The following is a 25,754-nucleotide window of genomic DNA, read 5'->3' as shown; positions in this document are numbered from 1 at the left end:
TTCGTCCCGCGCTTCCCCGGGGTCGCCGAGGCCACGCACCATGGCGGCCCCGCGCCGAGGCGATACCATCCTTCGGTCACTGCCCAGCGTCAAGGCCCAGGAGGTCCCGGGGGATGGCCGGAGAGCCGCAGGCTGACTGCCTGTTCTGCAAGATCGTGGCGGGCGACGTGCCGGCGACGGTGGTGAGGGAGACCGCGACAACCGTCGCGTTCCAGGACATAAACCCGCAGGCGCCCAGCCATGTGCTGGTGATCCCGAAGGCCCACTACCCGGACGCCGCCTCACTCGCCGAGGGCGCGCCCGAGGTCGCCGCCGACGTGCTGCGCGAGGCGGGCGCGGTGGCCGCCCAGGAGAAGGTCGCGGAGAACGGCTACCGCGTCGTCTTCAACACCGGCTCCGGCGCCGGGCAGACCGTCTTCCACGCGCACGCCCACGTGCTGGGCGGGCGCGGGCTCAACTGGCCGCCCGGCTGAAAGGTGCCCGACGATGTCCGCCCGTGAGCTGGTGGTGCTCGGCACCGCCAGCCAGGTGCCCACGCGCCGGCGCAACCACAACGGCTACGTGCTGCGCTGGGACGGGGACGGCATCCTCTTCGACCCGGGCGAGGGCACCCAGCGACAGCTGACCCTCGCCGGGGTGAGCGCCCACGCGCTGACCCGGATCTGCGTCAGCCACTTCCACGGCGACCACTCGCTGGGGCTGGCCGGCGTGATCCAGCGGATCAACCTGGACCGGGTGCCGCACCCGGTGCCCGTGCACTACCCGGCGAGCGGACAGCGGTACTTCGAGCGGCTGCGCTACGCCACCGCCTACCAGGAGACGGCCGAGCTGCGGCCCGCGCCGGTCGCCGAGGACGGCGTGCTGGAACGGACGGACGCGTTCACGTTGAGCGCCCGGCGCCTCTCCCACCCGGTGGAGTCCTTCGGATACCGGCTGGTGGAGCCGACCGGCCGGCGGATGCTGCCGGAGCGGCTGGCGGCGCTCGGCGTCAGCGGCCCCGACGTCGGGCGGCTGCGGCGCGCCGGGCGGCTCGGCGGGGTCACCCTGGAGCAGGTCAGCGAGGAACGGCCGGGGCAGCGCTTCGCGTTCGTCATGGACACCCGGCTGTGCGACGCGGTGTGGGAACTCGCCGAAGGCTGCGACCTGTTGGTCATCGAGTCCACCTTCCTGGCGGCCGACGAGGCGCTGGCCGAGGAGTACGGCCATCTGACGGCGGGGCAGGCGGCGCGGGTCGCGGCCGAGTGCGGGGTGCGACACCTCGTGCTGACGCACTTCTCGCAGCGCTACCGCGAGCCGGCCGCGTTCGCCGAGGAGGCGCGGGCGGCCGGCTTCGCCGGCGAGCTGACCGTGGCGGACGACCTCAGCCGGGTGCCGGTACCGCCCCGGGCCGGGTGACCCGGCGGGGGCGGGCGCCGTTCAGGCGTCGCGGCGGCGCAGCGTGACGAGGGCGGCGAGCTGGGCCGCCAGCGCCCACCCGACCAGGACCAGCACGGCGCGCGCGGCGCCGTAGGGCGCGCCGTCCGGCGCGGTGAGCGCCTCGCCGGCGACGCCCGGCAGATGGTCGGAGGCCGTCGCCAGCCAGCCGGGGCCGAGCGCGCCGAGCAGTTGGGGCAGCGCGAGCAGCAGCATGATCAACGAGGTGAGCGCGCCGGCCGCGCTGCGCAGCACGAACGCCAGGCCGACGGAGAGCACCGCCAGCAGCGCGAGATGGCCGCCCACGGCCAGCGCGGTGGCCGCCGGGGAACCGTCGCCGCCCGTTCCTCCCCCGCCCATCAGCACTCCGGCGGTCAGCCCGCCGGCCAGTTGGAGAACGGTCCCGGCCGCGCCGACCACCAGCGCCACCACGGTGGTCTTGGCCGCGAGCAGCCGGCCGCGCCGGGGGACGGCCCGGAGCGTGGCGTGGGCGGTGCCGCCGGCGTACTCGGAGGTGACCGCGAGCGTGGCCAGCGCGACGAGCGCCAGTTGGGAGACGAGGAACGCCTGGGCGGCGAGGCGATGCGCCGGCTCGTCGACGGCGACCCCCTTGGCGGAGCTGGCCTCGGCCGACAGGCCGAGCATCCCGGCGAAGCCGACGGTGAGGACCAGTGCGGCGAGCAGGTTCCACCAGGTGGCCCGCACGCTGGTCAGCTTGGTCCACTCGAAGGCGAACGCGCCGCGTGAGCCGCCGCCGGTCGGGGACCCTTCGAGGCGCGGCAGGGCGGGGACGGGGGCCTGGGTGGTGGTCGTGGTCATCGCTTCAGCGCTCCCGCGGGATGGGGGTGGTCCGGTCGGTGGTCTCCGAGGTGGTGAACTGGGCGCTGCCAGAGGTCAGTTCGAGGAACGCCTCCTCCAGGCTGGCCCGGCGCGGGCTCAGTTCGCGCAACGGCAGCCCGTGCCGGAATGCCAGCGCGCCGACCGTGTCGCAGGCGGCGCCGCCGACCAGCAGCCCGTCGGCGCCCGACGCCTGCCGCACGGTGAGCCCGGCATCGGCCAGCACCGTGCCGAGCGCGTCGCGTTCCGGGCTGCGGACCAGTACGGCGTTGCCCGAGCTGGCCGCGATCACCTCGTCGACGGGGGCGTCGGCGAGCAGCCGGCCGCGGCCGATCACCAGCAGGTGGTCGGCGGTCTCCTGCATCTCGCTCAGCAGATGGCTGGAGACCAGCACCGTGCGCCCCTCGGCGGCCAGCGAGCGGGTCAGCCGGCGCACCCAGGCCACGCCGTCGGGGTCGAGGCCGTTGACCGGTTCGTCGAAGAGCAGCACCTCGGGGTCGCCGAGCAACGCGGCGGCGATGCCGAGCCGTTGGCCCATGCCGAGGGAGTAGGTGCCCACCCTGCGGTCGGCGACCTCGCTCAGCCCGACGGCCTCCAGCACGAGGTCGACGCGGCCGGTGGGGATGCCGTTGCTCCTGGCCAGCCCGCGCAGGTGCGCGCGGGCGCTGCGCCCCGGATGCCCGGCGCGCGCGTCCAGCAACGCGCCGACCTCGCGCAACGGGTGGCGCAGCCGCGCGTAGGGCTGGCCGCCGATCAGCGCGCTGCCGGCGCTGGGGGTGTCGAGGCCGACGATCAGGCGCATGGTGGTCGACTTGCCGGCGCCGTTGGGTCCCAGGAAGCCGGTGACGCGGCCCGGTGCGATCGCGCAGGAGAGTGCGGAGACCACGGCGGTTTCGCCGTAGCGCTTGGACAGTCCGTCAAGGGTGATCATCGGCTCACACGCTCATCTCGTTCGGTCGTTCGGTCGTTCGGTCGTTGGGTCGTTGGGTCGCCGGCGTCTATGTGCGCGCCACGCTAGGGAGCCAGGGCGGTGCGCGGCCTCTGTCGATCGGCAACGGCGCACACGACGATCGGCGGAGCGGGCGGACGACGACGGTGCCGGTGGCGGCCTCTTCGGTGGCGGGCGTGGGCGGCTCGGGTGCCGGCGGCGGCCTAGCATTCGGCCATGCGTACGTGGTGGCTCGCGGGGCTGCTGCTGGTGCCCTCCCTGCTGGACCCGGGGCGTGCGGCGGCCGGTGCCGCGCTGTGGGCGGCGGCCGCCGCCCTCGTGGTGGCCGGGGTGCTGACCCGACGCGCGGCGCCGCTGGTCTCGTTGGCGCTGGCGACCTCGCTGGTGCTGTTCGCGCCGTGGCTCGGCTCGCAGGTGTGGACGCTGCCGGCTACGGTCGTGCTCTGCGCGCTGGCCGGTCGCCGGCTGCCGGAGCTGTGGCGGGCCCAACTGGTCTTCCTCGCCGTCGGGTTGGCCGGCCTGTTGCTGTCCTGGACGGTGGCCCGCACGCAGGACGCGTTGACCATCGCGCTGCTGGTCTGCGGCGGCGCGCTGCTGCCGTGGTGGATCGGCACCTGGTGGCGCCAGCGCGCCGCGTTGGCGCGCGCCGGGTGGGAGCGGGCCGAGGAGTTGGAGACGCGCCAGCGGCTGGTCGCCGAGCGCGCCCGCAGCCGCGAGCGGGCGCGGATCGCGCAGGACGTGCACGACTCGCTCGGGCACGAGCTGTCCGTGATCGCGCTGCTGGCCGGCGGCCTTGAGCTGGCCCCGGGGATGCCGGACACGCATCGCGCGACCGTCGTCGACCTCAGGGAGCGCGCCACCGTCGCCACCGAGCGCCTGCACGAGGCGATCGGGCTGCTGCGCGAGGACGCGGCGCCCCCCTCGCACCCGGAGGACGAGACGGTCGCCGAACTGGTGGCGCGCGCGGTCCGTTCCGGGCTGCCGGTGCGGCTGGTGGAGCGCGGCACCGCGGGGTCGCCGTCGCTGCTGTCCAGGCTCGCCGCGCACCGGGTGGTGCGGGAGGCGTTGACCAACGCGACCAAGCACGCGCCGGGCGCACCCGTCACCGTGCGGGTCAGCAACCGGGGAGACGCGCTGCTGGTCACGGTCGTCAACCCGGTCCCGGCGCACGCCGACCCGCCGGGCGCCCCGGGCAGCGGGACGGGGCTGGTCGGCCTGGACGAACGGGTGCGGCAGGCTGGCGGGACGCTGAGGGTGCGGCGCGGCGGCGGCCGTTTCGCGGTGGCGGCCTGGCTGCCCGGCACGCCGGCGGCGCCCGGCCCGTCCCGGCAACCCCCGCCCGGCCCGGTCGAGTCGGCGGCCGGCGAGACCGGGGCGATGCGGCGCGCGCTGCGCGCCGGGCTGCGGGGCAGGACCCGGCGGGCGGCGCTGGCGCCGGCGCTGGCGGGGGGCGCGCTGCTGCTGGTGTTCGGCGGACTGCACGTGGTCTCGGTGTCGCTCACCGCCGTCGACCCCGCGGATGTGGCCGGAATGCGCCTCGGGCAGACCCGCCAGGAGCTGGCCCCGGCGCTGCCGTCGCGGAGCATCGACGCGCCGCCGCCGGTCGTCGAAGAGCCGCCGGCCCCGGAGGGCGCCGACTGCCGCTACTACCGGTCCAGGGAGGCGCTGTGGCGGTTCGGCGGGACGCTGTACCGGCTCTGCTTCGTCGATGATGTGCTGGTCGCCAAGGACAGGTTGTGACCGGGCCGGTGGTGACCGGGCCGGTGGTGAACGGACCGACGGCGAACGAGCCGGTGGTGAACGGGCGGGGCCGCGCGCCCCGGAGCGGGGAGGTGTCGGTGCGGGTACTGCTCGCGGACGACGAGGCGATCGTGAGGGCGGGCGTGCGCGCCATCCTGACCAGCGACGAAGGCATCGAGGTGGTGGCGGAGGCGGCGGACGGCAGGGCCGCGGTCGAGCTGGCCAGGCGGCACCGGCCCGAGGTCGCGCTGCTGGACATCAGGATGCCGGGGATGGACGGGTTGGCGGCGGCCGACGAGCTGCGCAGCGCCGTCCCGGAGACCTCGGTGGTGATGCTGACGACCTTCGGCGAGGACGCCTATCTGGAGCGCGCGTGGGAGCTGGGGGTGGCCGGTTTCCTGCTGAAGGCGTCCGACCCGAGGGAGCTGATCGCCGGCGTGCGGGCGGTCGCCGCCGGCGGCGCCGCGCTCTCGCCCCGGATCGCCCGCCGCCTGATGACCAGGCTGCGGGAGGCGGGCTCGACCCGGGTGCGCGGCGCGGGGGAGCGCGTCGGGCGGCTGACCGAGCGGGAGCGGGAGGTGCTGGCGATGCTCGGCACGGGCCTGTCCAACGCGGAGATCGGCCGCCGGCTGCACCTGGTCGAGGGAACGGTGAAGACCCATGTCAGCGCGATCCTCGCCCAGTTGGGGGTGCGCAACCGGGTGCAGGCGGCGATCGTCGCCTACGAGGCCGGCCTGTTGACCGGCGCCGACCTGGCCTGAACCGCGCGTGCCCCGGCCCGCCGAGCCGTCACGCGCTGTCCGGCCAGCCCGCGCGGGCCAGCACCCGTGCGGCGACCCGGGCGGAGTCGACCAGCGGGTGGAGCGCCAGCGCGTGCCGGGCCAGCTCGGGCGAACGGGTCGACGCCGCCTCGATGGTGGCCCGTTCCACGGCCTTGACCTGGAGCATCAGTCCCAGCTCCGCGAGGCCGGGGGAGAGCGCGGGAACGGGGTGCGCGCCCTGGGAGTCGACCTCGCAGACCGTCTCCACGATCGCGTCGTCCGGCAGCCCGGGGACCGTGCCCGCGTTGCGCACGTTGAGGATCTGCCGGGTGCGGCGGTCCTCGGCGATGGCGCGCATCAGGGCCAGGGCGACGCCGTCGTAGCCGCCGCCCTCCAGGTCGCGGCTGTCCCGCTCGCCCCCGCCGCCGGCCGCCCGCTGCTCGGCGCCATAGGTGCGCTCGCGCTCCAGGCGTGTGCGTTCCCAGAGCGCCGGCGCGTTCTCCAGTGCGCGCGCCGCCTCGTCGAAGAACGCCCCCTGCTGGGCGGCGAGAAACGCGCCCCGCGTCTGCTCCGCCTCCGCCACCGCTCGCCTGGTCTCCCGCGCCAGGTAGTAGTAGTGCAGGTACTCGTTGGGCAACGAGCCGAGGGCGCGCAGCAGTTCGCCGCCGAAGAGCCGGCCCTCCTCGAAGCCGGCCAGCGCCGCGTCGTCGGCCAGCAGTCCGGCTAGCAGGTCGACGCCCCGGTGGCTGAGGGAGTTGAGCCAGCCCAGGTGATTGAGGCCCACATAGCCGTAGCGGACCTCGGCCGGATCGACCCCGGCCGCCCACGCGGCGCGGCGCACCAGCCCGACGGGCGAGTCGCAGATGCCGATCACGCGGTGCCCGAGCCGGCTCGCCATCGCCTCGGTCACCATGCCCGCCGGGTTGGTGAAGTTGATCAGCCAGGCGCGGGGCGCCAGCGCGGCGACCCGCTCCGCGACCCGCAGCGCCACCGGCACCGTGCGCAGCCCGTAGAGCACCCCGGACGCGCCGACCGTCTCCTGCCCCAACAGCCCCTCGTCCAGGGCCGCCCGCTCGTCCCGCACCCGCCCCCCGGTGCCGCCGACCCGGATCGCGTGGAAGACGAAGTCCGCGTCCCGCACCGCCTCGTCGAGCGTCCCGGCGATCCGCACCGCCGGCGCCCCCGGCACCCCCTCCGCCAGCGCCTCGCAGACCCGCGCCACCACCCGCACGCGCACGGGGTCCGTGTCATGGAGTCTGACCTCGCTACAGCGAACGGATGAACCGTCACCCGCCGTTGTCAGTAGCGCCCGGTATACCAGGGGGACACGGAACCCACCGCCGCCGATGATCGTGAGCCTCATGGGCCGGAACGTACCGTAGAAATGTCCACGACCCAGCCCGGAGCCGCAGGTGACCCCCGAGAACGAGCCCCCGCAGCGCTGCCCGATCGACCCGCTCGCCGCCGTGCGCGGGCCCGCCGACCCGGCCTGCGACGTCTTCCTCACCGGCACGGTCTTCCTGGACATCGTCTTCACCGGCCTCGACTCGGCGCCGGTGCGCGGCACCGAGTCCTGGGCCAGGGGCATGGGCTCCAGCCCCGGCGGCGTGGCGAACATGGCGACGGCCCTCGCCCGGCTCGGCCTGCGCACCAGCCTCGCCGCCGCGTTCGGCGACGACAAGTACGGCGAGTACTGCTGGGAGACGCTGGAGCGCGGCGAGGGCATCGACCTCTCCCGCTCCAGGACCCCCGCCGGCTGGCACTCCCCGGTGACCGTCTCCATGGCCTACGAGGGCGAGCGGACCATGGTCTCGCACGGCCACGAGGCGCCGCCGCCGGCCGCCGAGCCGACGGCCGGGAGCGTGCCGGAGGCGCGCTCGGCCGTCGCCTCGCTGGCGCCGGACCGCCCGCAGGAGTGGATCGCGGACGCGGCCGGCGCCGGGGTGCTCCTCTTCGCCGACACCGGCTGGGACGAGAGCGGCCGATGGGAGCTCGCGGCGCTGTCCGACCTCGCGCACTGCGAGGCGTTCCTGCCCAACGCGGCCGAGGCACTGCGCTACACCCGCACCGACGACCCGAGGGCCGCCGCCCACGCCCTGGCCGAGCGGGTGCCGCTGGCCGTGGTCACCATGGGCGCCGACGGCGCCTACGGCGTGGACGCCCGCACCGGCGAGAGCGCCCATGTGCCCGCGATCGTCGTGGACGCGCTGGACACCACCGGCGCGGGGGACGTCTTCATGGCCGGCTTCGTCACCGGCTCGCTGGCCGGCTGGCCGCTGGCCGACCGGCTCGCCCTGGCGGGGCTGACGGCCTCCCTCTCGGTGCGGGAGTTCGGCGGCTCGCTCTCCGCGCCCGGCTGGGCCGAGATCGAGGCGTGGTGGCGGCACGCCCAGGCCCTCACACCGGCCGGCGCCGCCCCCGAGGGGCACCCGCTGGTCGAGCGGTACGCGTTCCTGGCCGGCCTGCTGCCGGCCGCCACCGCGGCCGGCCCCCGCCGCAGGGCCGTCCCCACCCTCGGCTTCCGGGGCTGAGCGGTGACGGGGAGTGACGCCGGGGTCGCGCGGCGGCGGCGTCCCGCGGGGTCGGCCGGGTGGTCAACACCGCAGCGCGGCAGGCGGATCGCGCTCCGTAATGTCCTGGGGGAACGGCCGCTTCCCGTCGTACTCTGGGACCCAAGGCACCCCAGCGCAGAGAGGGATGAGCAGGTCCGTCCGGGCCGCCCATGACGCAGACACCCACACACCAGCCGAGCCCCACCGACGAGGCGACCGCGCGGTTCACCGTTCCGGCCAAGCACCCGATGGTCACCGTGCTGGGCTCGGGCGACACGCTGCTGCGCGTGATCGAGCGGGCCTTCCCCGCCACCGACATCCATGTGCGGGGCAACGAGATCCGCGCCACCGGAGACGAGGCCGAAGTCCGGCTCGTGCAGCGCCTCTTCGACGAGATGATGCTGGTGCTCCGCACCGGCCAGCCGCTCACCGAGGACGCCGTCGAGCGCTCCATCGCGATGCTGCGCGGCACCGGCGGCGAGGACGCCAGCCCGGCCCAGGTGCTCACCCAGAACATCCTGTCCAACCGCGGCAAGACGATCCGCCCCAAGACGCTCAACCAGAAGCGCTACGTGGACGCGATCGACCAGCACACGGTCGTCTTCGGTATCGGCCCCGCCGGCACCGGCAAGACGTACCTGGCGATGGCCAAGGCCGTCCAGGCCCTCCAGTCCAAGCAGGTCAACCGCATCATCCTGACCCGCCCCGCCGTCGAGGCGGGCGAGCGGCTCGGCTTTCTGCCGGGCACGCTCTACGAGAAGATCGACCCGTATCTGCGCCCGCTCTACGACGCGCTGCACGACATGCTGGACCCGGACTCGATCCCCCGGCTGCTGAGCGCCGGCACCATCGAGGTCGCCCCACTGGCGTACATGCGCGGACGGACGCTCAACGACGCGTTCATCATCCTCGACGAGGCGCAGAACACCAGCACCGAGCAGATGAAGATGTTCCTCACCCGGCTCGGGTTCGAGTCCAAGATCGTGATCACCGGGGACGTCACGCAGGTCGACCTGCCCGGCGGCACCCAGAGCGGTCTGCGCCAGGTGCAGGAGATCCTGGACGGCGTGGACGACGTGCACTTCTCGCGGCTCACCAGCCAGGACGTGGTGCGCCACAAGCTCGTCGGGCGCATCGTGGACGCGTACGACCGTTACGACCACCGGACCGGAAAGTAGCCGCCCCGCATCATGGCGATCGAGGTCAACAACGAGTCCGGCCAGCCGCTCGACGAGCACGCGCTGCTCGACATCGCCCGCTACGCGCTGGCCCGGATGCGGATCCACCCGCTCTCCGAGCTGTCCGTGATCGCGGTCGACGCGGCGGCGATGGAGCGGCTCCACCTCCAGTGGATGGACCTGCCGGGCCCCACCGACGTGATGTCCTTCCCGATGGACGAGCTGCGGCCGCCGGCCAAGGAGGACGAGGAGCCCGTGCAGGGCCTGCTCGGTGACATCGTGCTGTGCCCCGAGGTCGCCGCGGAGCAGGGCCGGGCGGCGCCCACCCGGCACTCCATGGACACCGAACTGCAACTGCTCACGGTGCACGGGCTGCTGCACCTGCTGGGCTACGACCACGAGGAGCCGGGGGAGCGCGCCGAGATGTTCGGACTCCAGCAGGCCATCGTCGACGGCTGGCGCGCCGAGCGCGGCCTCTCCGGGCCCTCCCCGGCCCCCACGCTGACATGACCGGCACCCTGCTGGTCGCCGTCGTGGGGCTGCTCGCCGTCGGCTGGCTCTCCTCCTGCGCCGAGGCCGGCCTCGCGGTGATCACCAGCTACCGCGCCGAGGAGGCCGCGCGCGCCGGGCGGCGCGGCGCCGACCGGCTCGCCGAGGTCGCCAAGGACCCGACCCGCTACCTCAACCTGGCGCTGCTGCTGCGGGTGGCGAGCGAGATGGCGGCGGCCGTGCTCGTCGCCTACGCCTGCCTGGAGGCGTTCGACGGTCTGCTGCCGGCGCTGTCGGTGGCGTTCGGGATCATGGTGCTGCTCTCCTTCGTCGCGGTCGGTGTCTCGCCGCGCACCATCGGGCGCCAGCACCCGCTGACCACCACCATCGCCGCCTCGTTCGTGCTGGTCCCGCTGGTCCGGGTGCTCAACCCGCTGACCCAGGCCCTGATCATCCTGGGCAACGCGGTCACCCCAGGCCGCGGCTTCCGCAAGGGGCCCTTCGCCTCCGAGGCGGAGCTGCGCGCCATGGTGGACCTCGCCGAGCGGGAGTCGCTGATCGAGGACGAGGAGCGCCGGATGGTGCACTCGGTCTTCGAGCTGGGCGACACCCTGGTGCGCGAGGTGATGGTGCCCCGCACCGACCTGGTCTCCATCGACCGGGGCAAGACGCTCCGCCAGGCGCTGAGCCTGGCGCTGCGCTCCGGCTTCTCGCGGATACCGGTCACCGGTGAGAGCGACGACGACATCGTCGGCATCGTCTACCTCAAGGACCTGGCGCGCCGCACCCATGTCCGCCGGGAGTCGGAGAACGAGTCCGTGGAGTCCGTGATGCGGCCGGCCACGTTCGTCCCCGACACGAAGAACGCGGGCGACCTGCTGCGCGAGATGCAGCGCGACCACATCCACGTGGCGGTGGTGATCGACGAGTACGGCGGGACCGCCGGGCTGGTCACCATCGAGGACATCCTGGAGGAGATCGTCGGGGAGATCACCGACGAGTACGACATCGAGCTGCCCCCGGTCGAGGAGCTGGGCGGCGGCAGTTACCGGGTGACCGCCCGCCTCGACCTGGGCGCGCTCGGCGAGCTGTACCACCTGCGGCTCGACGACGAGGACGTCGAGACCGTGGGCGGGCTGCTGGCCAAGGCGCTGGGGCGGGTGCCGATCGCCGGGGCGCGGGCGGTCGTCGACGTCTCCCAGGAGCAGCCGCTGGACGTGGAAGGACCCGCGCTGGCGGCGCTGCGGCTGACGGCGGAGTCCCCGTCGGGCCGCCGCAACCGGATCGAACGGGTACTGGTCGAGCCGGTGGCCAGCGGCCCGCCGGAGGCCGCGGGGGGCGACGAGTAGCCCCTCCGGGGGGTGCGTGCAGCGACGACGGTTCCCGAGCCCTCCGTCGTGCGCCCCGGAGCGCCCGTCCGGGGACGACGAGCGCGACGTGCATCAGACCTCCCTCGCGGCATCGGGGGAGGGGTAGGAGCGCTGCGCCTCGAACCGTTCGACGAGTCCGAGCTGGCGTTGGTGTCCGTTGAGGACCCACCGCCCCGCCACGGGGACGAGGGCGATGAGAAGGACGGCGAGGGCTGCTAGTGACAGCGCCAGCCACAGGGTGTCGAGGGCGAAGCCGGCTCCGATCAGGGCGGCGACCGCGCCGATCAGCAGCACGGCACGTGGGGGTGCGGTGCCGTTGCGCCGGAAGCGGTGGATCGCGATCCGGGCCGCTCCCGCCTGGGCCGGGGTGACTGTGTCTGGTTGGTTCTGGAGGTGGGGTGGCCAGCACGGGGTCCACCAGGCGCCGGTGGTGCGGTAGAGGTAGGTCGCCCAGGCGGCTCGATGCCGCGCCTCTTCGCTGTCGTCTCGCTGGAAGATCAGCGTGACGCTTACCCCATGGCCTCGTATCTCCGCCAACCGGTAGCCAAACTCGTGACTGATCGCGACGAGTAGGCGACCGTCGGAGTTGATGTTGATCGAGACATGCTCGGAGCCGTCGAGGCGGGTGATCAGCTCATGCTCGTTCACGAGGCTTCCCCTGGCTGGTCGTGGCCGGCGTCGCGCCAGGCGTTCTCGAAGCCCACCCACAGCGGGCCGACGCCTGTCGGCAGGAACAATCTCCCAAGTCTGTCGCGTGACACGTGGTTTCAGGTGGTCCAGCGCTGAGGGGCCTTTGATCGTTCCGACCAGGCTGTCCCAGAAGGCGCCCCCGCTGAGGATCTGGGTTGGTGCGCTGTTGCCGATGGCGCGGGCGAGGTCCCCGGCGGTGTCGGCTCGTTGTCGTCTGCCGGTCCGCGTCGGGTGTTCGCGCGGGCTCCCGCGCAACCGCACCCGTCCCCGTCACTCGAACGGGTCAGCGAGGGTGGCAGGGGGGCCGTTCGGGTGGCGCCATGGGGGGATGAACGCTCATCTGAGGACGGTCACCGTCGCGGGGCTCGCCACCCTCAGCCTCGCGCTGGCCCCCGGGCAGCCCGCCGCCGCCGACTCGCTGGGCGAGGCCCGGCTGCGGGAGGCGCTGCTTGACCCGGTGGACTTCCCCGAGGGGTGGGCGAGCGACAGCGAGGAGGCCGCGGAGAAGCGCGGCTTCGGCGTTCCGGAGCCGAGCGAACGCGGCTGCCGCGAGCTGTTCGACAGCTCCGTCGACGGCAGCCAGAGCGCCGGCTTCGCCAAGACCGAGACCGGCCCGTTCGTCACCACCACCGCCACCGACCACGGCTCGGCGGGGGAGGCGCGGGCGGCGCTCGCCGAGTTCCGGGCGGCGGCCGGCCGTTGCGAGACCTTCCACGCCGACGAGGGCCCGGCGGGCAACGCCGTCACGGTCGCCTACGAGGCGCAGCCGGGCGAGGCGCCCGGCGGGCTCGGCGACGAGTCGACCGCGCTGCGCTACCGGCGTTCCCTGGACGGCGAGGGCGCCGGCACCCCGGTGCGGGTCGAGGTGGTGGTCGCGCGGGTGGGGCCGCACCTGGTGCGGGTGGCGCAGGCCGGCCGCGACGCGAACGACGAGGACGAGCTGGCGCCCCTCGCCGAGCGCGCCGTGGCCAAGCTCGCCGAGGTCGCCAGCGGTGGCACCCCCGCGCCCAGCCCCGACCAGCCGGGCACCACCCGGCTGTGACCGCCTGACCGGTGGCGGTGACGCGCGGGCCACGGCTTAAGCTCACCGGTATGACCGATGGCGTTGCCTCCCCGGCGGCGGGTCCCGACGAACCCGGCCCCGAAGACCGCAAGATCCTCACGCTGGCGCGCAGCGCCCGTGCCCGCAACGGCGCCCCCGAGGGCGCCGCCGTGCGGGACGAGATGGGCCGCACCTATGTGGCCAGCACCGTCGCGCTGGACTCGCTGCGGCTGAGCGCGCTGCGCACCGCCGTCGCCATGGCGGTGGCCAGCGGCGCCGGTTCGCTGGAGGCGGCGGCCGTGGTCTCCGGCGCGGAGACGGTGCCGGAGGCGGATGTGGCCGCGGTGCGCGACCTGGGCGGCGCCGGAACGCCGTTGCTGCTGGCTGGCCCGGACGGCACGCTTCGTGGGACCATCACCGCCTGATGAACTCCCCTGATCCCACGGCCGGCCAGGCCGCAGCCCCGCACCGCTCCGGCTTCGCCTGCTTCGTCGGTCGTCCCAACGCCGGCAAGTCCACGCTGACCAACGCCCTGGTCGGCACGAAGGTCGCCATCACGTCGAACCGGCCGCAGACCACCCGCCACTCGGTGCGCGGCATCGTGCACCGCGACGACGCGCAGCTGGTGCTGGTCGACACCCCGGGGCTGCACAAGCCGCGCACGCTGCTGGGGCAGCGGCTCAACGACGTGGTCCGCACGACGTGGGCCGAGGTCGACGCGATCGGCTTCTGTCTGCCGGCCGACCAGAAGATCGGCCCGGGGGACCGCTTCATCGCCAAGGAGCTGGCGCAGGTCAAGCGCACCCCGAAGGTCGCCGTGGTGACCAAGACCGACCTGGCCGACCGCGAGACGCTGACCGAACAGCTGATCGCCGTCGACCAGTTGGGCCGCGAGGCGGGCATCGAGTGGGCGGAGATCGTGCCGGTCTCCGCCGTGTCGGGGGAGCAGGTCGGGCTGGTGGCCGACCTGCTGGTGCCGCTGCTGCCGGAGGGCCCGCCGCTCTACCCGGAGGGTGATCTCACCGACGAGCCCGAGCAGGTCATGATCGCCGAGCTGATCAGGGAGGCGGCGCTGGAGGGCGTGCGGGACGAGTTGCCGCACTCGATCGCCGTGGTCGTCGAGGAGATGCTGCCGCGCGAGGACCGCCCGGCCGACCGGCCGCTGCTGGACGTGCACGCGTTCCTCTACATCGAGCGCCCCAGCCAGAAGGGCATCGTGATCGGCCCCAAGGGGCAGCGGCTGAAGGACGTCGGCACCAAGGCCAGGCGGCAGATCGAGGCGCTGCTGGGCACGCCGGTCTTCCTCGACCTGCACGTCAAGGTCGCCAAGGACTGGCAGCGCGACCCCAAGCAGCTCCGCCGCCTCGGCTTCTGACGCCTCGGCGTCCCCGCGGTCGGGCCCGCCTCAGCTGCTGGCCGTGGCCGCGGCCTCCAGCAGGCGTTCGGTGTCGGCGCTCGGCAGCCACAGGGCCTCGCCCACCGCGGTCAGCATCCGCCGCTCGGCCTCCCGGTAGGGGCCGTCGGCCAGGGCGATCCGCGCGCCGCGCAGCAGCAGGCTCTCCCGGCCGGGCGTCGACAGGTGCGGCGTCAGGACGGAGACCGTCTCGCCGATCTCCGTGGCGACCAGCGACAGACTGCGCGCCGCCAGCGTCGCCTGAAGGGTCAGCAGGCGCTCCTCCGAGCAGTCGGGGAAGCCCGCGTCCCGCACCGCGTCCAGCGCCAGCCGCCGCGCCGGCTCGGACTCCGTGCCGCCGGCCGCGAGCACGCCGAGCGCCACCGAGTGCACCGCCTCGCGCAGCAGGGTCGCCAGCCGGGTCGTCGTGGGCTGCGTGAGCGCCCGTTCGGGGAACCGGGCCCGGCAGGAGACGCACTCCACCACCGGCTCGGCGGCGCCCCGGCGCAGCACGGGAACGGCCAGCACCGTCAACCGCCGCCTGCCCTCCAGGCGTTGGTAACGACGGTCGCCGCCGCAGTCGGCGCAGAAGAAATCCCCGTCGTCAGTGACCCGCCAGACAGTCCTGACCCCGGCCAACCGGGAGTGCACCACGCTGTACCTCCGTTACCCGCTGGCGACATCGCCGCGTCCGTGATGTTAACCACAGTCGGCGGGTGCCGTCAGTAGTGCGTGACGAAGTGACCGGGGTCGACCGTTCCCTGGCCGGGAAGGCGCAGGTCGGGGCGGGCGGAAAACGTCCGCCCCGACCCGGTGCGGAGCCCGTGCCCGCTGTCAGGCGGTGTTGACTTCAGCGGGCCGCGCGGTTGACGGCGGAGACCACGGCCTTGAGCGAGGCGCGCACGATGTTCGCGTCGATGCCGACGCCCCACAGCACCCGGTCGCCCACGGCGCACTCGATGTAGGCGGCGGCCTGGGAGCCGGCGCCCTCGCTCATCGTGTGCTCGACGTAGTCCAGCAGCCGGATGTCGTCCTCGATCACCCCGGTGCCGGCCAGCGCGTCGAAGAACGCGGCGATCGGCCCGTTGCCCGCACCCGTCAGCGTGGTCTCGGTGCCGTCCACCACCGCGTCCACGGTGAGGGCGTCCTCACCGTCCCCGGTGCTGGTGGTCCGCACGTCGCGCAGCGCGATCCGGCCCCAGCCGGCGGCCCCGGGGCCGCCGGGCAGGTACTCGTCGGAGAAGATCTCCCAGATCGCGGCCGGCGTCAGCTCGCCGCCCTGGGCGTCGGTCCTCTCCTGGATGGTCCGGGAGAACTCCACCTGCATCCGGCGCGGCAGGTCAAGCGCGTGCTCCGACTTCAGCACGTAGGCCACGCCGCCCTTGCCGGACTGCGAGTTGACCCGGATCACGGCCTCGTAGCTGCGGCCCACGTCCTTGGGGTCGATCGGCAGGTAGGGCACGTCCCAGGGCAGTTCGTCGACCGGCCGGCCGGTGGCCTTCGCCTCGTCCGCCATCGCGTCGAAGCCCTTCTTGATGGCGTCCTGGTGGGAGCCGGAGAAGGCGGTGTAGACCAGGTCCCCCACGTATGGGTGGCGCGGGGAGACCTCCATCTGGTTGCAGTACTCCCAGGTGCGGCGGATCTCGTCGATCTGCGAGAAGTCGATCTGCGGGTCGACGCCCTGCGAGAAGAGGTTCATCCCCAACGTCACCAGGTCCACGTTGCCGGTGCGCTCGCCCTGCCCGAAGAGGCAGCCCTCGATCCGGTCGGCGCCCGCCATCAGCGCCAGCTCGGCGGCGGCGACGGCGGTGCCCCGGTCGTTGTGCGGGTGCACGGACAGACAGACGAACTCGCGGCGGCTCAGGTGCCGCCCCATCCACTCGAAGCGGTCGGCGTGCGTGGAGGGCGTCGAACGCTCCACCGTCGCCGGCAGGTTGAGGATGATCTCCCGCCCCTCGGCCGGCTGCCAGACGTCCATCACGCTCTCGCAGATCTCCAGCGCGAAGTCCAGCTCCGTGTCGGTGAAGATCTCCGGGCTGTACTGGTAGCCGAACGTCGTGCGGTCGTCCAGCAGCTTCTCCGCGTACTCCATCACCAGCCGGGTGCCGTCGACCGCGATGCCCCGCACCTGCTCCCTGCCGCCCCGGAAGACCACCCGGCGGAACGTGGGCGCGGTCGCGTTGTAGAGGTGGACGGTGGCCCGGCGGGCGCCGACCAGGGACTCGACGGTCCGCTCGATCAGCTCCTCCCTGGCCTGCGTCAGCACCGAGATGGTGACGTCCTCCGGGATCGCGTCCTCCTCGATGATGGAGCGCACGAAGTCGAAGTCCGTCTGGCCGGAGGAGGGGAAGCCGACCTCGATCTCCTTGTAGCCCATCCGCACCAGCAGGTCGAACATGGCGCGCTTCCGGACCGGCGACATCGGGTCGATCAGCGCCTGGTTGCCGTCGCGCAGGTCGGTGGAGAGCCAGCGGGGGGCGTGGGTGACGCGGTTCCCGGGCCAGGTGCGGTCGGGGATGTCCACCGCCTCGAACGGGCGGTAGCGGTGGATCGGCATCCCGGAGGGCCGCTGGGTGCCGGTGGCGTTGGTCTGCGGCGTGGGCTGGTTCGCGGGCGACGTGCTCATGGGCGACGGGCTCCTTGGGGCGCGGTCGGGCGTGAGGAACGGTGGGATGACCGACAGGCAGCGCCGAACTCCGCGGGGAGGGGGTCGGTCGTGGCCTAGGGACCCTCGCCGCGGCGGCTAAGGAGAAGCGTCCAGATTCGCATCGCGGCGACCAGCCTAGCCGGGTCGGCGCGCGCCGCCTCCCATGTCCCACGATGCGAGATGGTCCCGCCGGTCGGGCGGGCGTACTCCCGGGGGAGTACGGCGAGCCGACGGGCCCGCCCGGGGAGTGGGGGAAGACCGGTCCTCGGGGGGACGAGGGCGGCGGAACGGGGCGGGAGTCTGGAACGGTCGCGGCGCGTCGCCGCGTTCCCCCTTCTCACTCAGGAGCCCCGCCATGGGTCGATCCGACGTGCGCCCGTCCCGTTCCTCCCCGCTGGCCTGGGGGGTGCTCGGGCTGTGGCTGCTGGTCGTCGCCCTCGCGCTGCCCCTCGCCGGTCAGCTGGGGGAGTCGACCGAGGACGAGGGCGTGGAGTACCTCCCGGCCAGCGCCGAGTCCACCGAGGTCGCGCGGCTCACGGAGCTGCTGCCCGGCGGGGACACCACCGACCTGCTGCTGGTCGCCCAGCGGGACGGCGGACTCACCGCGGAGGATCGCGCGCTCGTCGAGGGCCGGCTGGGGCGGGTCGACGCGCTCTTCGGGCTGGCGGCCGGCGACCCGCGGGACGCCGGGGTCGTCTCGGACGACGGGGGCACCGCGCTGCACCCGTTCTCGCTGGGGGAGCTGGGCGAGGAGGAGCGGACCGAGGCGGTCGACGGGATCAGGGAGCTGATCGGCGACCCGCCCGGGGGGCTGACCCTCGCGCTGGGCGGGTCCGGCGCGCTCGGCGTGGACGCCGAGGCGGTCTTCGAGTCGATCGACGTCACGCTGATGCTCGCCACCGCCGGCATCGTCGCCCTGCTGCTGGTGCTGACCTACCGCAGCCCGCTGCTGTGGCTGGTGCCGCTGTTGGCCGTCGGGGTGGCGGCGGTCGCGGCGATGGCACTGGTCAACGGGCTGGTGTCGTGGTTCGACCTCACCGTCACCACCATGTCCAGCTCGATCATGACGGTGTTGATTTTCGGCGCGGGAACCGACTACGCCCTGCTGCTGGTCGCCCGTTACCGGGAGGAGCTGCGCCGACTGCCCGGCGCGGGCGAGGCGATGGCGGCGGCGCTGCGCGGCTGCGGCCCGGCGCTGCTGGCCTCTTCGGGGACGGTCTCGCTTGGGCTGCTCTGCCTCACCGCGGCCGACCTCAACAGCAGCAGCGGCCTGGGCCCGGTGGGCGCCGTCGGGGTGCTCTGCGCGCTGGCCGTGATGGTCACACTGCTGCCGGCGCTGCTGGTGCTGCTGGGGCGCCGGGTCTTCTGGCCGCTGGTGCCGCGCCACGGTGAGTCGCGGGCGACGGGGCGCGACACGTTCTTCGCCCGGCTCGGCTCCTCGATCAGCCGCCGTCCGGCCACCGTGCTCGTGGGCGGAACGCTGCTGCTGGGGGCGTTGTCGCTGGGGGCGCTCCGGCTGCCGGGGCCGTTGGCCGAGCAGGACAACTTCACCGAGACGCCCGCCTCGGTGCGCGCGATGGAGCTGGTGGCGGACGCGTTCCCGGAGCGCAGCGGGCAGCCGATCACCGTGCTGGCCGACGCGGACCACGCCGAGGCGGCGCGGGAGGCGGCGCTGGCCACGGACGGCGTCGCGGAGGCCGAACCCGGGCGGGAGGGCGGCGGCTGGCGGGAGATCCAGGTCTTCGCGACCGCCCCGCCGGAGTCGGACGGCGAGCAGCGCACGGTCGACGCGCTCCGCGAACGGCTGGCCGGGCTGCCGGAGGCGCGGGCGCTGGTGGGCGGCCCCACGGCCCAGACCATGGACCTGGCGGACACCGCCTCCCGCGACCAACTCCTCGTCATCCCCCTGGTGTTGGCGGTGGTGCTGCTGGTGCTCGCGGTGCTGCTGCGGGCGTTGGTCGCGCCGCTGCTGCTGCTGGCGGCCGTGGTCGCGTCCTGGGGAGCGGCCATGGGCCTGGGCGGGCTGGTCTTCGGGCCGGTCCTCGGCTTCGAGGGGCTGGACGCGCAGGTGCCGCTGCTCTCCTTCGTCTTCTGCGTGGCGCTCGGCGTGGACTACGGCATCTTCCTGATGCACCGGATGCGCGAGGAGGCGTTGAACGGCGCGGACACCAGGACGGCGGCGCTCGACGCGCTGCGCACCACGGGCGGGGTGATCGCCTCGGCCGGCGTGGTGCTGGCGGCCACGTTCTGCGTGCTGGCCGGGATGCCGATGGTGGTCATGGCGGAGATGGGCTTCGTGGTCGCGGTCGGCGTGCTGCTGGACACGTTCCTCGTCCGCACCTACCTGGTCACCTCGGCCAGTTGGCTGCTGGACCGGCGGGTGTGGTGGCCGGGGCCGCTGGGCCGGCGGCCCGTGGCGCCGGGCCGGCGGGCGGCGGGGGACGCGGTGCCCGTCGGATCGGTCCCGCGCGGCGATGCCGGATGATGGCCGGATGACCTCCGTGGTGTCGGCCGTCCGGCGACTTGCCGAACTTCCCGCGCGGCTCGGAGAGTTCCGGGCCGACGCCCTGCTCGCCGGCGCCCTGGCCGCGGTCTGCGGCGCGATCGCCGTGCTGCTGCCGCACGACGGGCGGGCGACGGACGGACTCGCGCTGGCGCTGCTGGGCGCCGTCGTCGCGCCCCTGGCGTGGCGGCGGCGCGCCCCGCTGGGCACGCTGGTGCTGTCGCTCGCCTTCGCGGCCGTCTACCACCGGCTGGACTACCAGCACGCCGCCCCGTTCGCCGCCACCGCCGTCGGCGCCTACACGGCGGCCGCCGCAGGCCCCCGGTGGCGGACCCTCGTGCTGGCGGGCGGGGTGCTGGTGGCGGTGCTGGTCGTCTGGCAGGGCAACGGCGGCGGCTCGGCGCTGAAGCTGCTGCGGATCTCCGGCTGGCTGCTGTGCGTGCTCGCGGTGGGGGAGGCGGCGCGGCTGCACCACCGACTGCTCGCCGCCGCCAGGGAACGGGCCGAGCGCGCCGAACGCACCCGTGAGGAGGAGGCCGCGCGCCGGGTCGCGGAGGAACGGCTGCGGATCGCGCGCGACCTGCACGACCTGCTGGCGCACAGCGTCACCGTCATCGGGGTCCGCGCCTCGGTCGCCGCCCACCTGCTCACCGTGGAACCGGCGAGGGCCGACCTGCCGGCCGTCACCGGCACGTTGGAAGGCATCGCCGACGTCTGCCGTGACGCCCGCGCCGAACTCCGCTCCACCCTGCGCGGGTTGCGCGGCGACGAGCCGGAGCCCGGTGGGCCGCCGCCCGGGATCGACGCCATTCCCGACCTGGTGCGGATCGCGGAGGAGGCGGGCGCGGTCGTCGACTCGACCGTGGCGCCCGACCTCGGGGCGGTGCCGGGGCTGGTCGGGGCCGCCGCCTACCGCGTCGTCCAGGAGGCCCTCACCAACGCGGTCCGGCACGCCGGGCCGGGAACCCGGGTCGCCGTCGCGGTGCGGCGGGACGGGGACACCCTGCGGGTGACCGTCGTCGACGAGGGGCCGCGCGCCGGGGGACCGGAACGCCCGCCGGACGGCCCCGGGTTGGGCCTGACCGGGATGCGGGAACGCGCCCGGGGCGTCGGCGGCACACTGGACGCCGGGCCACGCGCCCACGGCGGCCCCGGCTTCGAGGTCACCGCCGAACTGCCCCTGAAGGGAAACGTGCCGTGACCACGGACGGCGTACCCGGGATCCGGGTGATCCTCGCCGACGACCAGCAGTTGGTGCGGTCGGCCTTCGCGATGCTGGTCTCGGCGACACCCGGGATGACGGTGGTCGGCGAGGCCGGCACGGGACGCGCCGCCGTCGAACTGGCCCGCGCCACCCCGGCCGACGTGGTGGTGATGGACATCCGGATGCCCGACCTCGACGGCATCGAGGCGACACGGCGGATCGCCGCCGACGAACGGCTCGCCGGACTGCGGGTGTTGGTGCTGACCACCTACGACACGGACGACCACGTGCTGGCGGCGCTGCGCGCCGGGGCGTCCGGGTTCCTGGTCAAGGACACGCGGCCGGCCGACCTGCTCGCGGCGATCCGCACGGTGGCGGGCGGGGAGGCGCTGCTGTCGCCGGGCCCGACGGCCCGGCTCATCGCCCGCGCCCTGCGCGCGCCCGACGCGCCGGCACCGACGGCGGCGGCGCTCGCCCGCCTCACGGACCGCGAACGCCAGGTGCTCGTCCTGGTCGGCCGGGGCCAGAACAACGCGGAGATCGGGGCGTCGCTGCGGATGTCGCCGCTGACGGCGAAGACGCATGTCAGCCGCGTGATGGGCAAGTTGGGCGCGCGTGACCGCGCGCAGCTGGTCATCGCGGCGTACGAGTCCGGGCTCGTCACGCCGGCGCGATAGCCGCAGGTGCGGCGTGGGCGGGGTCGACCACGGTCCTGTCCGGTCCAGGTGGGTTGTCGTCCTCGGCCCGGTGGACGGCGCGGTGCGTGGGTGGCGGGGTGGTCGGCCCCGCTGCCGCACCGGTCACGCGGACGTCGGGTGCCGGTCGCGTCCCGGGAGGGCCGACCGCCAGGTCACAGCTCGCGCAGCGCGTCCGTCAGGTCCGTGTCGCCGGCGAGAAGGCGGCCGGGACGCTGCTCGGGCCGGTCGGGGACCGTGACCCGGACGCCGGCCGAGCCGCCCTCCCCGTCCAGCGCGGACACCTCCGCGCCCGCGTACCGCGTCGTCGCCCGTTCGACCTCCTCCCGCAGCCGTTCCAGCGCCGCCTCCTCCGTCGCGTCGTCCTCCGTCACCGCGCACAGCACCGTCGACGTCTCGTCCGCCGCCTCGGCGCGGTGGCCGACGGCGTAGACGGGGACGGCCGCGCCCTCGCTCGCCTGCACGAAGTCCGCGCGGTAGACGTCGCCCAGGCAGGCCGCGAGGTCGCGGTAGGTGTCCCGCGCCGCGAGCGGCTCGCCCGAGGACTCGGTACGTGCCGGGTCCAGCTGCTCGTCGCCCCAGCGGATGCGGTCCTCCTCGACCATCAGCCCCAGCCCGCGGTCGTGGTTGATCCAGACGGTGCCCGCGTCCGTCTCCCGCTCGGTGAAGCCGTCGGCCTCCAGCTCGCCGACGATCGCCGCCGCGTCGAAGGCGCCGTCCCAGTGCCCGAACGGCGCCCCGAAGTCCACCGTCACCGTGGTCTCGGCGTCCTCGGGCACCAGCCCGTAGCGTTCGGCCGGCAGGTCCCTGAGGTTGAGCAGCGGGGTGCCGAGCCCGGCGACGAAGGCGAACCGGTCGGCGTCCTCGGTACGCAGCTCGTTGGCCCTGGTCGCGTCCACATAGGTGAGTCCGGTCGGGGGCGGCGACTCGTAGCGCACCTCGTCCAGCGCGTTCAGCACGTCGCCGCCGGGCCCGGCCCGTTCGGTGAGCGTGCATCCGGCGGCCCCCACCACGGCGACGGCGCAAGCGACCGCGAGCGCCGGCACGGCGCCGCGTCGGCGACCGGGTCTCGGACCGCTCCCGCGGCCTCCCACAGCTGACATGGGCAGGAGAGTAGCCGGACCACCCACCGCACCATCACCCCGGGTAGTCCCCCCGCCACGGCGGGCCCTGTCCGGGAGTCGGCCGGTTCAGTCCAGCGCGAGCCCGCCCGGCGGCGGGTCGGGGTCGCGGCACACCGCCAGGACGGCGGTGTCGTCGGTGAGCCGGCCCCGGGTGTGGCGGAGCACCGCGTTCTCCACCAGGTCCACCACCCCGCGTGGCGAGGTGTCCGAGGCGCGCTCCAACTCCTCGGCGAGCGGCAGGAACGCCCCGCTCCGGTCCCTGGCCTCGCTGACGCCGTCCGTGTACAGCAGCAGCGTGGCCTCCGCCGGGAACCCCACCCGCCGCACCGGTGGCAGCCGCCCCGTCAGCTCGGTCAGGCCGAGCGGCGCGCCCTCCCCCTCGGGAAGTGCCCACACCCGCTCGTCGGTGATCACATAGGGCGCCTCGTGGCCGAAGTTGACGATCTCCAGCCAGCCGGTGTCCTCGGCGGGCAGCCCGACCAGCACGGCCGTGGCGAACCGTTCGCCGGCCTCCCCGAGCAGCGACACATACTGGTTCTGCCGCCGGACGCGGTGCTCCAGCCGTTCCGCCACCACCGCCAGGTCGGCCTCGTAGTAGGCCGCCTCGCGGAACGCGCTCAGCAGCGCCGCCGCCGCGTCCACCGCGCTGGTGCCCTTGCCCTGCACGTCGCCGAGGAGCACGCGCGGCCCGAACGGCGTCGGCTGCACGTCGAAGAAGTCCCCGCCGACCTTGGCCGCGCGCTCCGCCGCCAGATAGACGTTGGCCGTCCGCACCCCGCCGATTCTCGGCGGGATCGGCCGCAGCACCGCCAGCCGGGTCGCCTGCGCCGCGTCCTCCAGCCGCCGCACCTGGCGGTTGGCGCGCAGCCGCAGCGCCGAGGCGAGGACCGAGAGCACGCAGGCCGTCACCACCAGCAGAAACTCGCTGCCGCCCATCGGGTAGCGGTGGTCAAGCGACTGTTCGAGCCCGATCACCGTCCCCAGACACACCACGGCGAACACGGCCGTCGTCCACACGCCGCACATCCCGGCGGCGAACGCCGGCACCAGGCCGATCCAGGTGACGATCCGCATGTGCTCCGGCGCCCGCCAGTCCGCCACCACGATCAGCAGCAGCAGCGCCGCCGGCAGCGTCCAGGACACGTCCCAGCGCCCCACCGTGATCGGCGGGTCCAGCGCGGGAACGTCGGACGGCGTCTCCCGCTCGTTGCGCCGCCGGCGCGGCAGGGCGAGAGGGCTCACCCTCTCACCATCCCCCAGGAGCGCGCGGTACGCGCGGGCGCGCTCCGCTGAACGAGGGCCGTCGTGGCGGGGCGCGCGACGGCGGGAAGCCGGGTCCCGGCCGGCCGACCGACGGCCGGGCCGGGCGACAATGGGCGGCATGAGCCTGTTCCGCGACGACGGCATCGTGCTGCGCACCCAGAAGCTGGGCGAGGCAGACCGGATCATCACCCTGCTCACCCGGGGCAACGGGCGGGTCCGGGCGGTCGCGCGCGGGGTCCGCAGGACCAAGTCGAAGTTCGGCGCGCGGCTGGAGCCGTTCAGCCACGTCGACGTGCAGTTCTTCTCGCGGGGCAGCACCCTCGTGGGGCGTGGCCTGCCGCTGTGCACCCAGACCGAGTCGATCGCGCCGTACGGCCGTTCCATCGTCTCCGACTACGACCGCTACACGGCGGGGACCGCGATGCTGGAGACGGCGGAACGGTTCACCGACCACGAGGGCGAGGCCAACGTCCAGCAGTATCTGCTGCTGGTCGGCGGGCTGCGGACGCTGGCGGCGGGGCAGCACGCGCCGAGCCTGGTGCTGGACGCGTTTCTGCTGCGCTCGCTGGCGGTCGGCGGCTACGCGCCGAGCTTCGTCGACTGCGCGCGCTGCGGGCTGCCGGGGCCCAACCGTTTCTTCTCGGTGGCGGCGGGTGGCGCGATATGCGTGGACTGCCGGGTGCCGGGCAGCGTGGTGCCCTCGCCGGAGGCGCTGCTGCTGCTCGGCGCGCTGCTCACCGGGGACTGGGCGACGGCGGACGCGGCCGAGCGGCGCCACGTCAGGGAGGGCAGCGGGCTGGTCTCCGCCTATCTGCACTGGCACCTGGAGCGCGGGCTGCGTTCGCTGCGCTTCGTCCAGAAGGGCTGACGGGGCGCGGGCGGGGCGCGGAGGCCCAGCCGAAGGGACAACGGGCCTCCGGGGCCCGACCGTTCGTCCGGTTCGGTCGTGCGGCGCGGAGGGGATACGCTCGCGGCAGGACCGTCCGACCACTGGAGTGCCCCATGAGCCGCCGCGGAATACTGTCCCGGCAGCGTCGCGACTATCGCGCCCCCGACCCCCACCCGAGCGGGGCCCGCCCGCCGCGGTTGCCGTCCGATCTGGTCCCCCAGCACGTGGCGATCGTGATGGACGGCAACGGCCGCTGGGCCAAGGAGCGCGGGCTGCCGCGCACCGAGGGGCACAAGATCGGCGAGAGCGTGGTGCTCGACGTGGTCGCCGGCTGTCTGGAGCTGGGCGTCAAGAACCTGTCGCTCTACGCCTTCTCGACCGAGAACTGGAAGCGTTCGCCCGACGAGGTGCGCTTTCTGATGGAGTTCAACCGGGATGTGATCGCCCGGCGCACCGTGCAGCTCAACGAGCTGGGCGTGCGGGTCCGGTGGGCCGGCCGCGAGCCCAAGCTCTGGAAGTCCGTGATCAACCAGCTCAAGCACGCCGAGGACGTCACGCGCGACAACGACGCCATGACGCTCTACATGTGCGTCAACTACGGCGGCCGGGCGGAGATCGTCGACGCGACGACGCGGCTCGCGCGCGACGTGCGGGAGGGGCGGCTGAGCCCCGAGCGGATCAACGAGAAGACGATAGCCCGCTACCTGTACCACGCGGACATGCCCGACGTGGACCTCTTCCTGCGCCCGTCGGGCGAGCAGCGGATCTCCAACTACCTGATCTGGCAGAGCGCCTACGCCGAGATGGTCTACCAGGACGTGCTGTGGCCGGACTTCGACCGCCGCGACCTGTGGAGGGCCTGCCTGGAGTACGCCTCCCGCGACCGCCGCTTCGGCGGGGCCATCCCCAACGAGATCGCGCGCGAGATGGAGGGCGAGATGGAGGGCGGCGGGTCGTCCGTTCGTTGAACGGATCCGGTGGCTGAACGCCGCACGCTGGTCGCTGGTCGCTGAAC

General features: G+C 74.3%; 24 protein-coding genes. 16 read left to right on the top strand and 8 right to left on the bottom strand.

Annotated elements, in window-relative coordinates:
• Positions 1-113: 113 nt before the first annotated feature.
• Both CRP51_RS21295 and CRP51_RS21290 read left to right on the top strand, forming a co-directional pair.
• Positions 114-473: a histidine triad nucleotide-binding protein gene (locus tag CRP51_RS21295; RefSeq protein ID WP_097232903.1), complete on the top strand. Its 360-nt coding sequence runs from the start codon at positions 114-116 to the stop codon at positions 471-473.
• A gap of 13 nt (positions 474-486) precedes the next feature.
• Entirely contained in the window at positions 487-1,395 is a 909-nt protein-coding gene (locus CRP51_RS21290; RefSeq protein WP_097232902.1) for a ribonuclease Z, read from the top strand.
• A gap of 21 nt (positions 1,396-1,416) precedes the next feature.
• On the opposite strand, the gene CRP51_RS21285 is transcribed toward CRP51_RS21290, so the two are convergent.
• Together CRP51_RS21285 and CRP51_RS21280 are read right to left on the bottom strand one after the other, a co-directional pair.
• A complete protein-coding gene (locus tag CRP51_RS21285) occupies positions 1,417-2,232 on the bottom strand; it encodes an ABC transporter permease (RefSeq protein ID WP_097232901.1) in 816 nt (271 codons plus the stop codon).
• 4 nt (positions 2,233-2,236) lie between these two features.
• Positions 2,237-3,181, bottom strand: coding sequence for an ATP-binding cassette domain-containing protein (locus CRP51_RS21280; RefSeq protein ID WP_097232900.1), 945 nt, complete (start codon positions 3,179-3,181; stop codon positions 2,237-2,239).
• A gap of 234 nt (positions 3,182-3,415) precedes the next feature.
• Between CRP51_RS21280 and CRP51_RS21275 the strand changes: the two genes are divergently transcribed.
• Positions 3,416-4,939, top strand: coding sequence for a sensor histidine kinase (locus tag CRP51_RS21275; RefSeq protein WP_097232899.1), 1,524 nt, complete (start codon positions 3,416-3,418; stop codon positions 4,937-4,939).
• 56 nt (positions 4,940-4,995) lie between these two features.
• Positions 4,996-5,700 carry a response regulator gene (locus CRP51_RS21270; RefSeq protein WP_439333203.1) on the top strand — a complete coding sequence of 235 codons (705 nt, stop codon included), beginning with the start codon at positions 4,996-4,998 and terminating at the stop codon, positions 5,698-5,700.
• A gap of 28 nt (positions 5,701-5,728) precedes the next feature.
• Here the strand turns inward: CRP51_RS21270 and CRP51_RS21265 are convergent, their stop codons facing one another.
• Positions 5,729-7,063 (bottom strand): family 4 glycosyl hydrolase, encoded by a 1,335-nt coding sequence (locus CRP51_RS21265; RefSeq protein ID WP_097232898.1) that lies wholly within the window; start codon positions 7,061-7,063, stop codon positions 5,729-5,731.
• Between the two features lie 49 nt (positions 7,064-7,112).
• Between CRP51_RS21265 and CRP51_RS21260 the strand changes: the two genes are divergently transcribed.
• The 4 genes from CRP51_RS21260 to CRP51_RS21245 all read left to right on the top strand — a co-directional run bounded on the left by CRP51_RS21260 (position 7,113) and on the right by CRP51_RS21245 (position 11,268).
• A complete protein-coding gene (locus CRP51_RS21260; RefSeq protein WP_097232897.1) occupies positions 7,113-8,231 on the top strand; it encodes a PfkB family carbohydrate kinase in 1,119 nt (372 codons plus the stop codon).
• A 191-nt stretch (positions 8,232-8,422) separates the two neighbouring features.
• Positions 8,423-9,430, top strand: coding sequence for a PhoH family protein (locus CRP51_RS21255; RefSeq protein WP_097232896.1), 1,008 nt, complete (start codon positions 8,423-8,425; stop codon positions 9,428-9,430).
• 12 nt (positions 9,431-9,442) lie between these two features.
• Positions 9,443-9,940, top strand: a complete 498-nt coding sequence (gene ybeY / locus CRP51_RS21250) for an rRNA maturation RNase YbeY (protein WP_097232895.1) — start codon at positions 9,443-9,445, stop codon at positions 9,938-9,940.
• A complete protein-coding gene (locus CRP51_RS21245; protein WP_097232894.1) occupies positions 9,937-11,268 on the top strand; it encodes a hemolysin family protein in 1,332 nt (443 codons plus the stop codon). The genes ybeY and CRP51_RS21245 overlap by 4 nt, the downstream gene beginning before the upstream one ends.
• Before the next feature lie 93 nt (positions 11,269-11,361).
• On the opposite strand, the gene CRP51_RS21240 is transcribed toward CRP51_RS21245, so the two are convergent.
• Positions 11,362-11,937 (bottom strand): hypothetical protein, encoded by a 576-nt coding sequence (locus CRP51_RS21240; protein ID WP_097232893.1) that lies wholly within the window; start codon positions 11,935-11,937, stop codon positions 11,362-11,364.
• 370 nt (positions 11,938-12,307) lie between these two features.
• Between CRP51_RS21240 and CRP51_RS21235 the strand changes: the two genes are divergently transcribed.
• Genes CRP51_RS21235 through era form a run of 3 tightly spaced genes read left to right on the top strand, consistent with a single transcriptional unit; the run spans position 12,308 to position 14,396 of the window.
• A complete protein-coding gene (locus tag CRP51_RS21235) occupies positions 12,308-13,021 on the top strand; it encodes a hypothetical protein (RefSeq protein WP_097232892.1) in 714 nt (237 codons plus the stop codon).
• 50 nt (positions 13,022-13,071) lie between these two features.
• Positions 13,072-13,446 carry a cytidine deaminase-like protein gene (locus CRP51_RS21230; protein WP_097232891.1) on the top strand — a complete coding sequence of 125 codons (375 nt, stop codon included), beginning with the start codon at positions 13,072-13,074 and terminating at the stop codon, positions 13,444-13,446.
• Positions 13,446-14,396: a GTPase Era gene (gene era, locus CRP51_RS21225; protein ID WP_097232890.1), complete on the top strand. Its 951-nt coding sequence runs from the start codon at positions 13,446-13,448 to the stop codon at positions 14,394-14,396. Before CRP51_RS21230 ends, era begins: the two co-directional genes overlap by 1 nt.
• A 30-nt stretch (positions 14,397-14,426) precedes the next feature.
• On the opposite strand, the gene CRP51_RS21220 is transcribed toward era, so the two are convergent.
• On the bottom strand, positions 14,427-15,068 hold the full coding sequence (locus tag CRP51_RS21220) for a TerB family tellurite resistance protein (RefSeq protein ID WP_245880725.1): 642 nt from the start codon (positions 15,066-15,068) through the stop codon (positions 14,427-14,429).
• Between the two features lie 196 nt (positions 15,069-15,264).
• A complete protein-coding gene (leuA, locus tag CRP51_RS21215) occupies positions 15,265-17,040 on the bottom strand; it encodes a 2-isopropylmalate synthase (RefSeq protein WP_097232889.1) in 1,776 nt (591 codons plus the stop codon).
• A 376-nt stretch (positions 17,041-17,416) separates the two neighbouring features.
• On the opposite strand from leuA, the gene CRP51_RS21210 reads away from it, so the two are divergent.
• From CRP51_RS21210 to CRP51_RS21200, 3 genes are all read left to right on the top strand, one after another.
• Positions 17,417-19,546 carry an MMPL family transporter gene (locus CRP51_RS21210; protein ID WP_097232888.1) on the top strand — a complete coding sequence of 710 codons (2,130 nt, stop codon included), beginning with the start codon at positions 17,417-17,419 and terminating at the stop codon, positions 19,544-19,546.
• Between the two features lie 7 nt (positions 19,547-19,553).
• Positions 19,554-20,765: a sensor histidine kinase gene (locus CRP51_RS21205; RefSeq protein WP_245880724.1), complete on the top strand. Its 1,212-nt coding sequence runs from the start codon at positions 19,554-19,556 to the stop codon at positions 20,763-20,765.
• 71 nt (positions 20,766-20,836) lie between these two features.
• Complete coding sequence (locus CRP51_RS21200; protein WP_097232972.1) at positions 20,837-21,445, top strand: response regulator; 609 nt, start codon at positions 20,837-20,839, stop codon at positions 21,443-21,445.
• Between the two features lie 173 nt (positions 21,446-21,618).
• Here the strand turns inward: CRP51_RS21200 and CRP51_RS21195 are convergent, their stop codons facing one another.
• Both CRP51_RS21195 and CRP51_RS21190 read right to left on the bottom strand, forming a co-directional pair.
• Positions 21,619-22,566 carry a hypothetical protein gene (locus CRP51_RS21195; RefSeq protein WP_141514639.1) on the bottom strand — a complete coding sequence of 316 codons (948 nt, stop codon included), beginning with the start codon at positions 22,564-22,566 and terminating at the stop codon, positions 21,619-21,621.
• A gap of 87 nt (positions 22,567-22,653) precedes the next feature.
• Complete coding sequence (locus CRP51_RS21190; RefSeq protein WP_245880723.1) at positions 22,654-23,829, bottom strand: PP2C family protein-serine/threonine phosphatase; 1,176 nt, start codon at positions 23,827-23,829, stop codon at positions 22,654-22,656.
• Between the two features lie 139 nt (positions 23,830-23,968).
• Between CRP51_RS21190 and recO the strand changes: the two genes are divergently transcribed.
• Both recO and CRP51_RS21180 read left to right on the top strand, forming a co-directional pair.
• The gene (gene recO, locus CRP51_RS21185) at positions 23,969-24,718 is read left to right on the top strand and encodes a DNA repair protein RecO (RefSeq protein WP_170970631.1); all 750 of its coding nucleotides are present in this window, start codon (positions 23,969-23,971) and stop codon (positions 24,716-24,718) included.
• 134 nt (positions 24,719-24,852) lie between these two features.
• Positions 24,853-25,707 (top strand): isoprenyl transferase, encoded by an 855-nt coding sequence (locus tag CRP51_RS21180; protein ID WP_097232884.1) that lies wholly within the window; start codon positions 24,853-24,855, stop codon positions 25,705-25,707.
• Positions 25,708-25,754: the final 47 nt, after the last annotated feature.

The organism is Streptomyces zhaozhouensis (assembly GCF_900230195.1).
GTDB classification, from domain to species: Bacteria; Actinomycetota; Actinomycetes; order Streptomycetales; family Streptomycetaceae; genus Streptomyces; species Streptomyces zhaozhouensis.
Note: the sequence above shows the minus strand (reverse complement) of the source record. Positions and strands in the feature narration are given on the sequence as shown.

Bases quoted from the DNA above. Each gene is read 5' to 3' on its own strand.
- era (WP_097232890.1), top strand. From the start codon at position 13,446: ATGAACTCCCCTGATCCCACGGCCGGCCAGGCCGCAGCCCCGCACCGC.
- CRP51_RS21265 (WP_097232898.1), bottom strand. From the start codon at position 7,063: ATGAGGCTCACGATCATCGGCGGCGGTGGGTTCCGTGTCCCCCTGGTA.
- CRP51_RS21205 (WP_245880724.1), top strand. From the start codon at position 19,554: ATGACCTCCGTGGTGTCGGCCGTCCGGCGACTTGCCGAACTTCCCGCG.
- CRP51_RS21180 (WP_097232884.1), top strand. From the start codon at position 24,853: ATGAGCCGCCGCGGAATACTGTCCCGGCAGCGTCGCGACTATCGCGCC.
- ybeY (WP_097232895.1), top strand. From the start codon at position 9,443: ATGGCGATCGAGGTCAACAACGAGTCCGGCCAGCCGCTCGACGAGCAC.
- CRP51_RS21245 (WP_097232894.1), top strand. From the start codon at position 9,937: ATGACCGGCACCCTGCTGGTCGCCGTCGTGGGGCTGCTCGCCGTCGGC.
- CRP51_RS21295 (WP_097232903.1), top strand. From the start codon at position 114: ATGGCCGGAGAGCCGCAGGCTGACTGCCTGTTCTGCAAGATCGTGGCG.
- CRP51_RS21200 (WP_097232972.1), top strand. From the start codon at position 20,837: ATGCTGGTCTCGGCGACACCCGGGATGACGGTGGTCGGCGAGGCCGGC.
- CRP51_RS21230 (WP_097232891.1), top strand. From the start codon at position 13,072: ATGACCGATGGCGTTGCCTCCCCGGCGGCGGGTCCCGACGAACCCGGC.
- CRP51_RS21235 (WP_097232892.1), top strand. From the start codon at position 12,308: ATGAACGCTCATCTGAGGACGGTCACCGTCGCGGGGCTCGCCACCCTC.
- CRP51_RS21210 (WP_097232888.1), top strand. From the start codon at position 17,417: ATGGGTCGATCCGACGTGCGCCCGTCCCGTTCCTCCCCGCTGGCCTGG.
- leuA (WP_097232889.1), bottom strand. From the start codon at position 17,040: ATGAGCACGTCGCCCGCGAACCAGCCCACGCCGCAGACCAACGCCACC.
- CRP51_RS21275 (WP_097232899.1), top strand. From the start codon at position 3,416: ATGCGTACGTGGTGGCTCGCGGGGCTGCTGCTGGTGCCCTCCCTGCTG.
- CRP51_RS21255 (WP_097232896.1), top strand. From the start codon at position 8,423: ATGACGCAGACACCCACACACCAGCCGAGCCCCACCGACGAGGCGACC.
- recO (WP_170970631.1), top strand. From the start codon at position 23,969: ATGAGCCTGTTCCGCGACGACGGCATCGTGCTGCGCACCCAGAAGCTG.
- CRP51_RS21280 (WP_097232900.1), bottom strand. From the start codon at position 3,181: ATGATCACCCTTGACGGACTGTCCAAGCGCTACGGCGAAACCGCCGTG.
- CRP51_RS21285 (WP_097232901.1), bottom strand. From the start codon at position 2,232: ATGACCACGACCACCACCCAGGCCCCCGTCCCCGCCCTGCCGCGCCTC.
- CRP51_RS21195 (WP_141514639.1), bottom strand. From the start codon at position 22,566: ATGTCAGCTGTGGGAGGCCGCGGGAGCGGTCCGAGACCCGGTCGCCGA.
- CRP51_RS21290 (WP_097232902.1), top strand. From the start codon at position 487: ATGTCCGCCCGTGAGCTGGTGGTGCTCGGCACCGCCAGCCAGGTGCCC.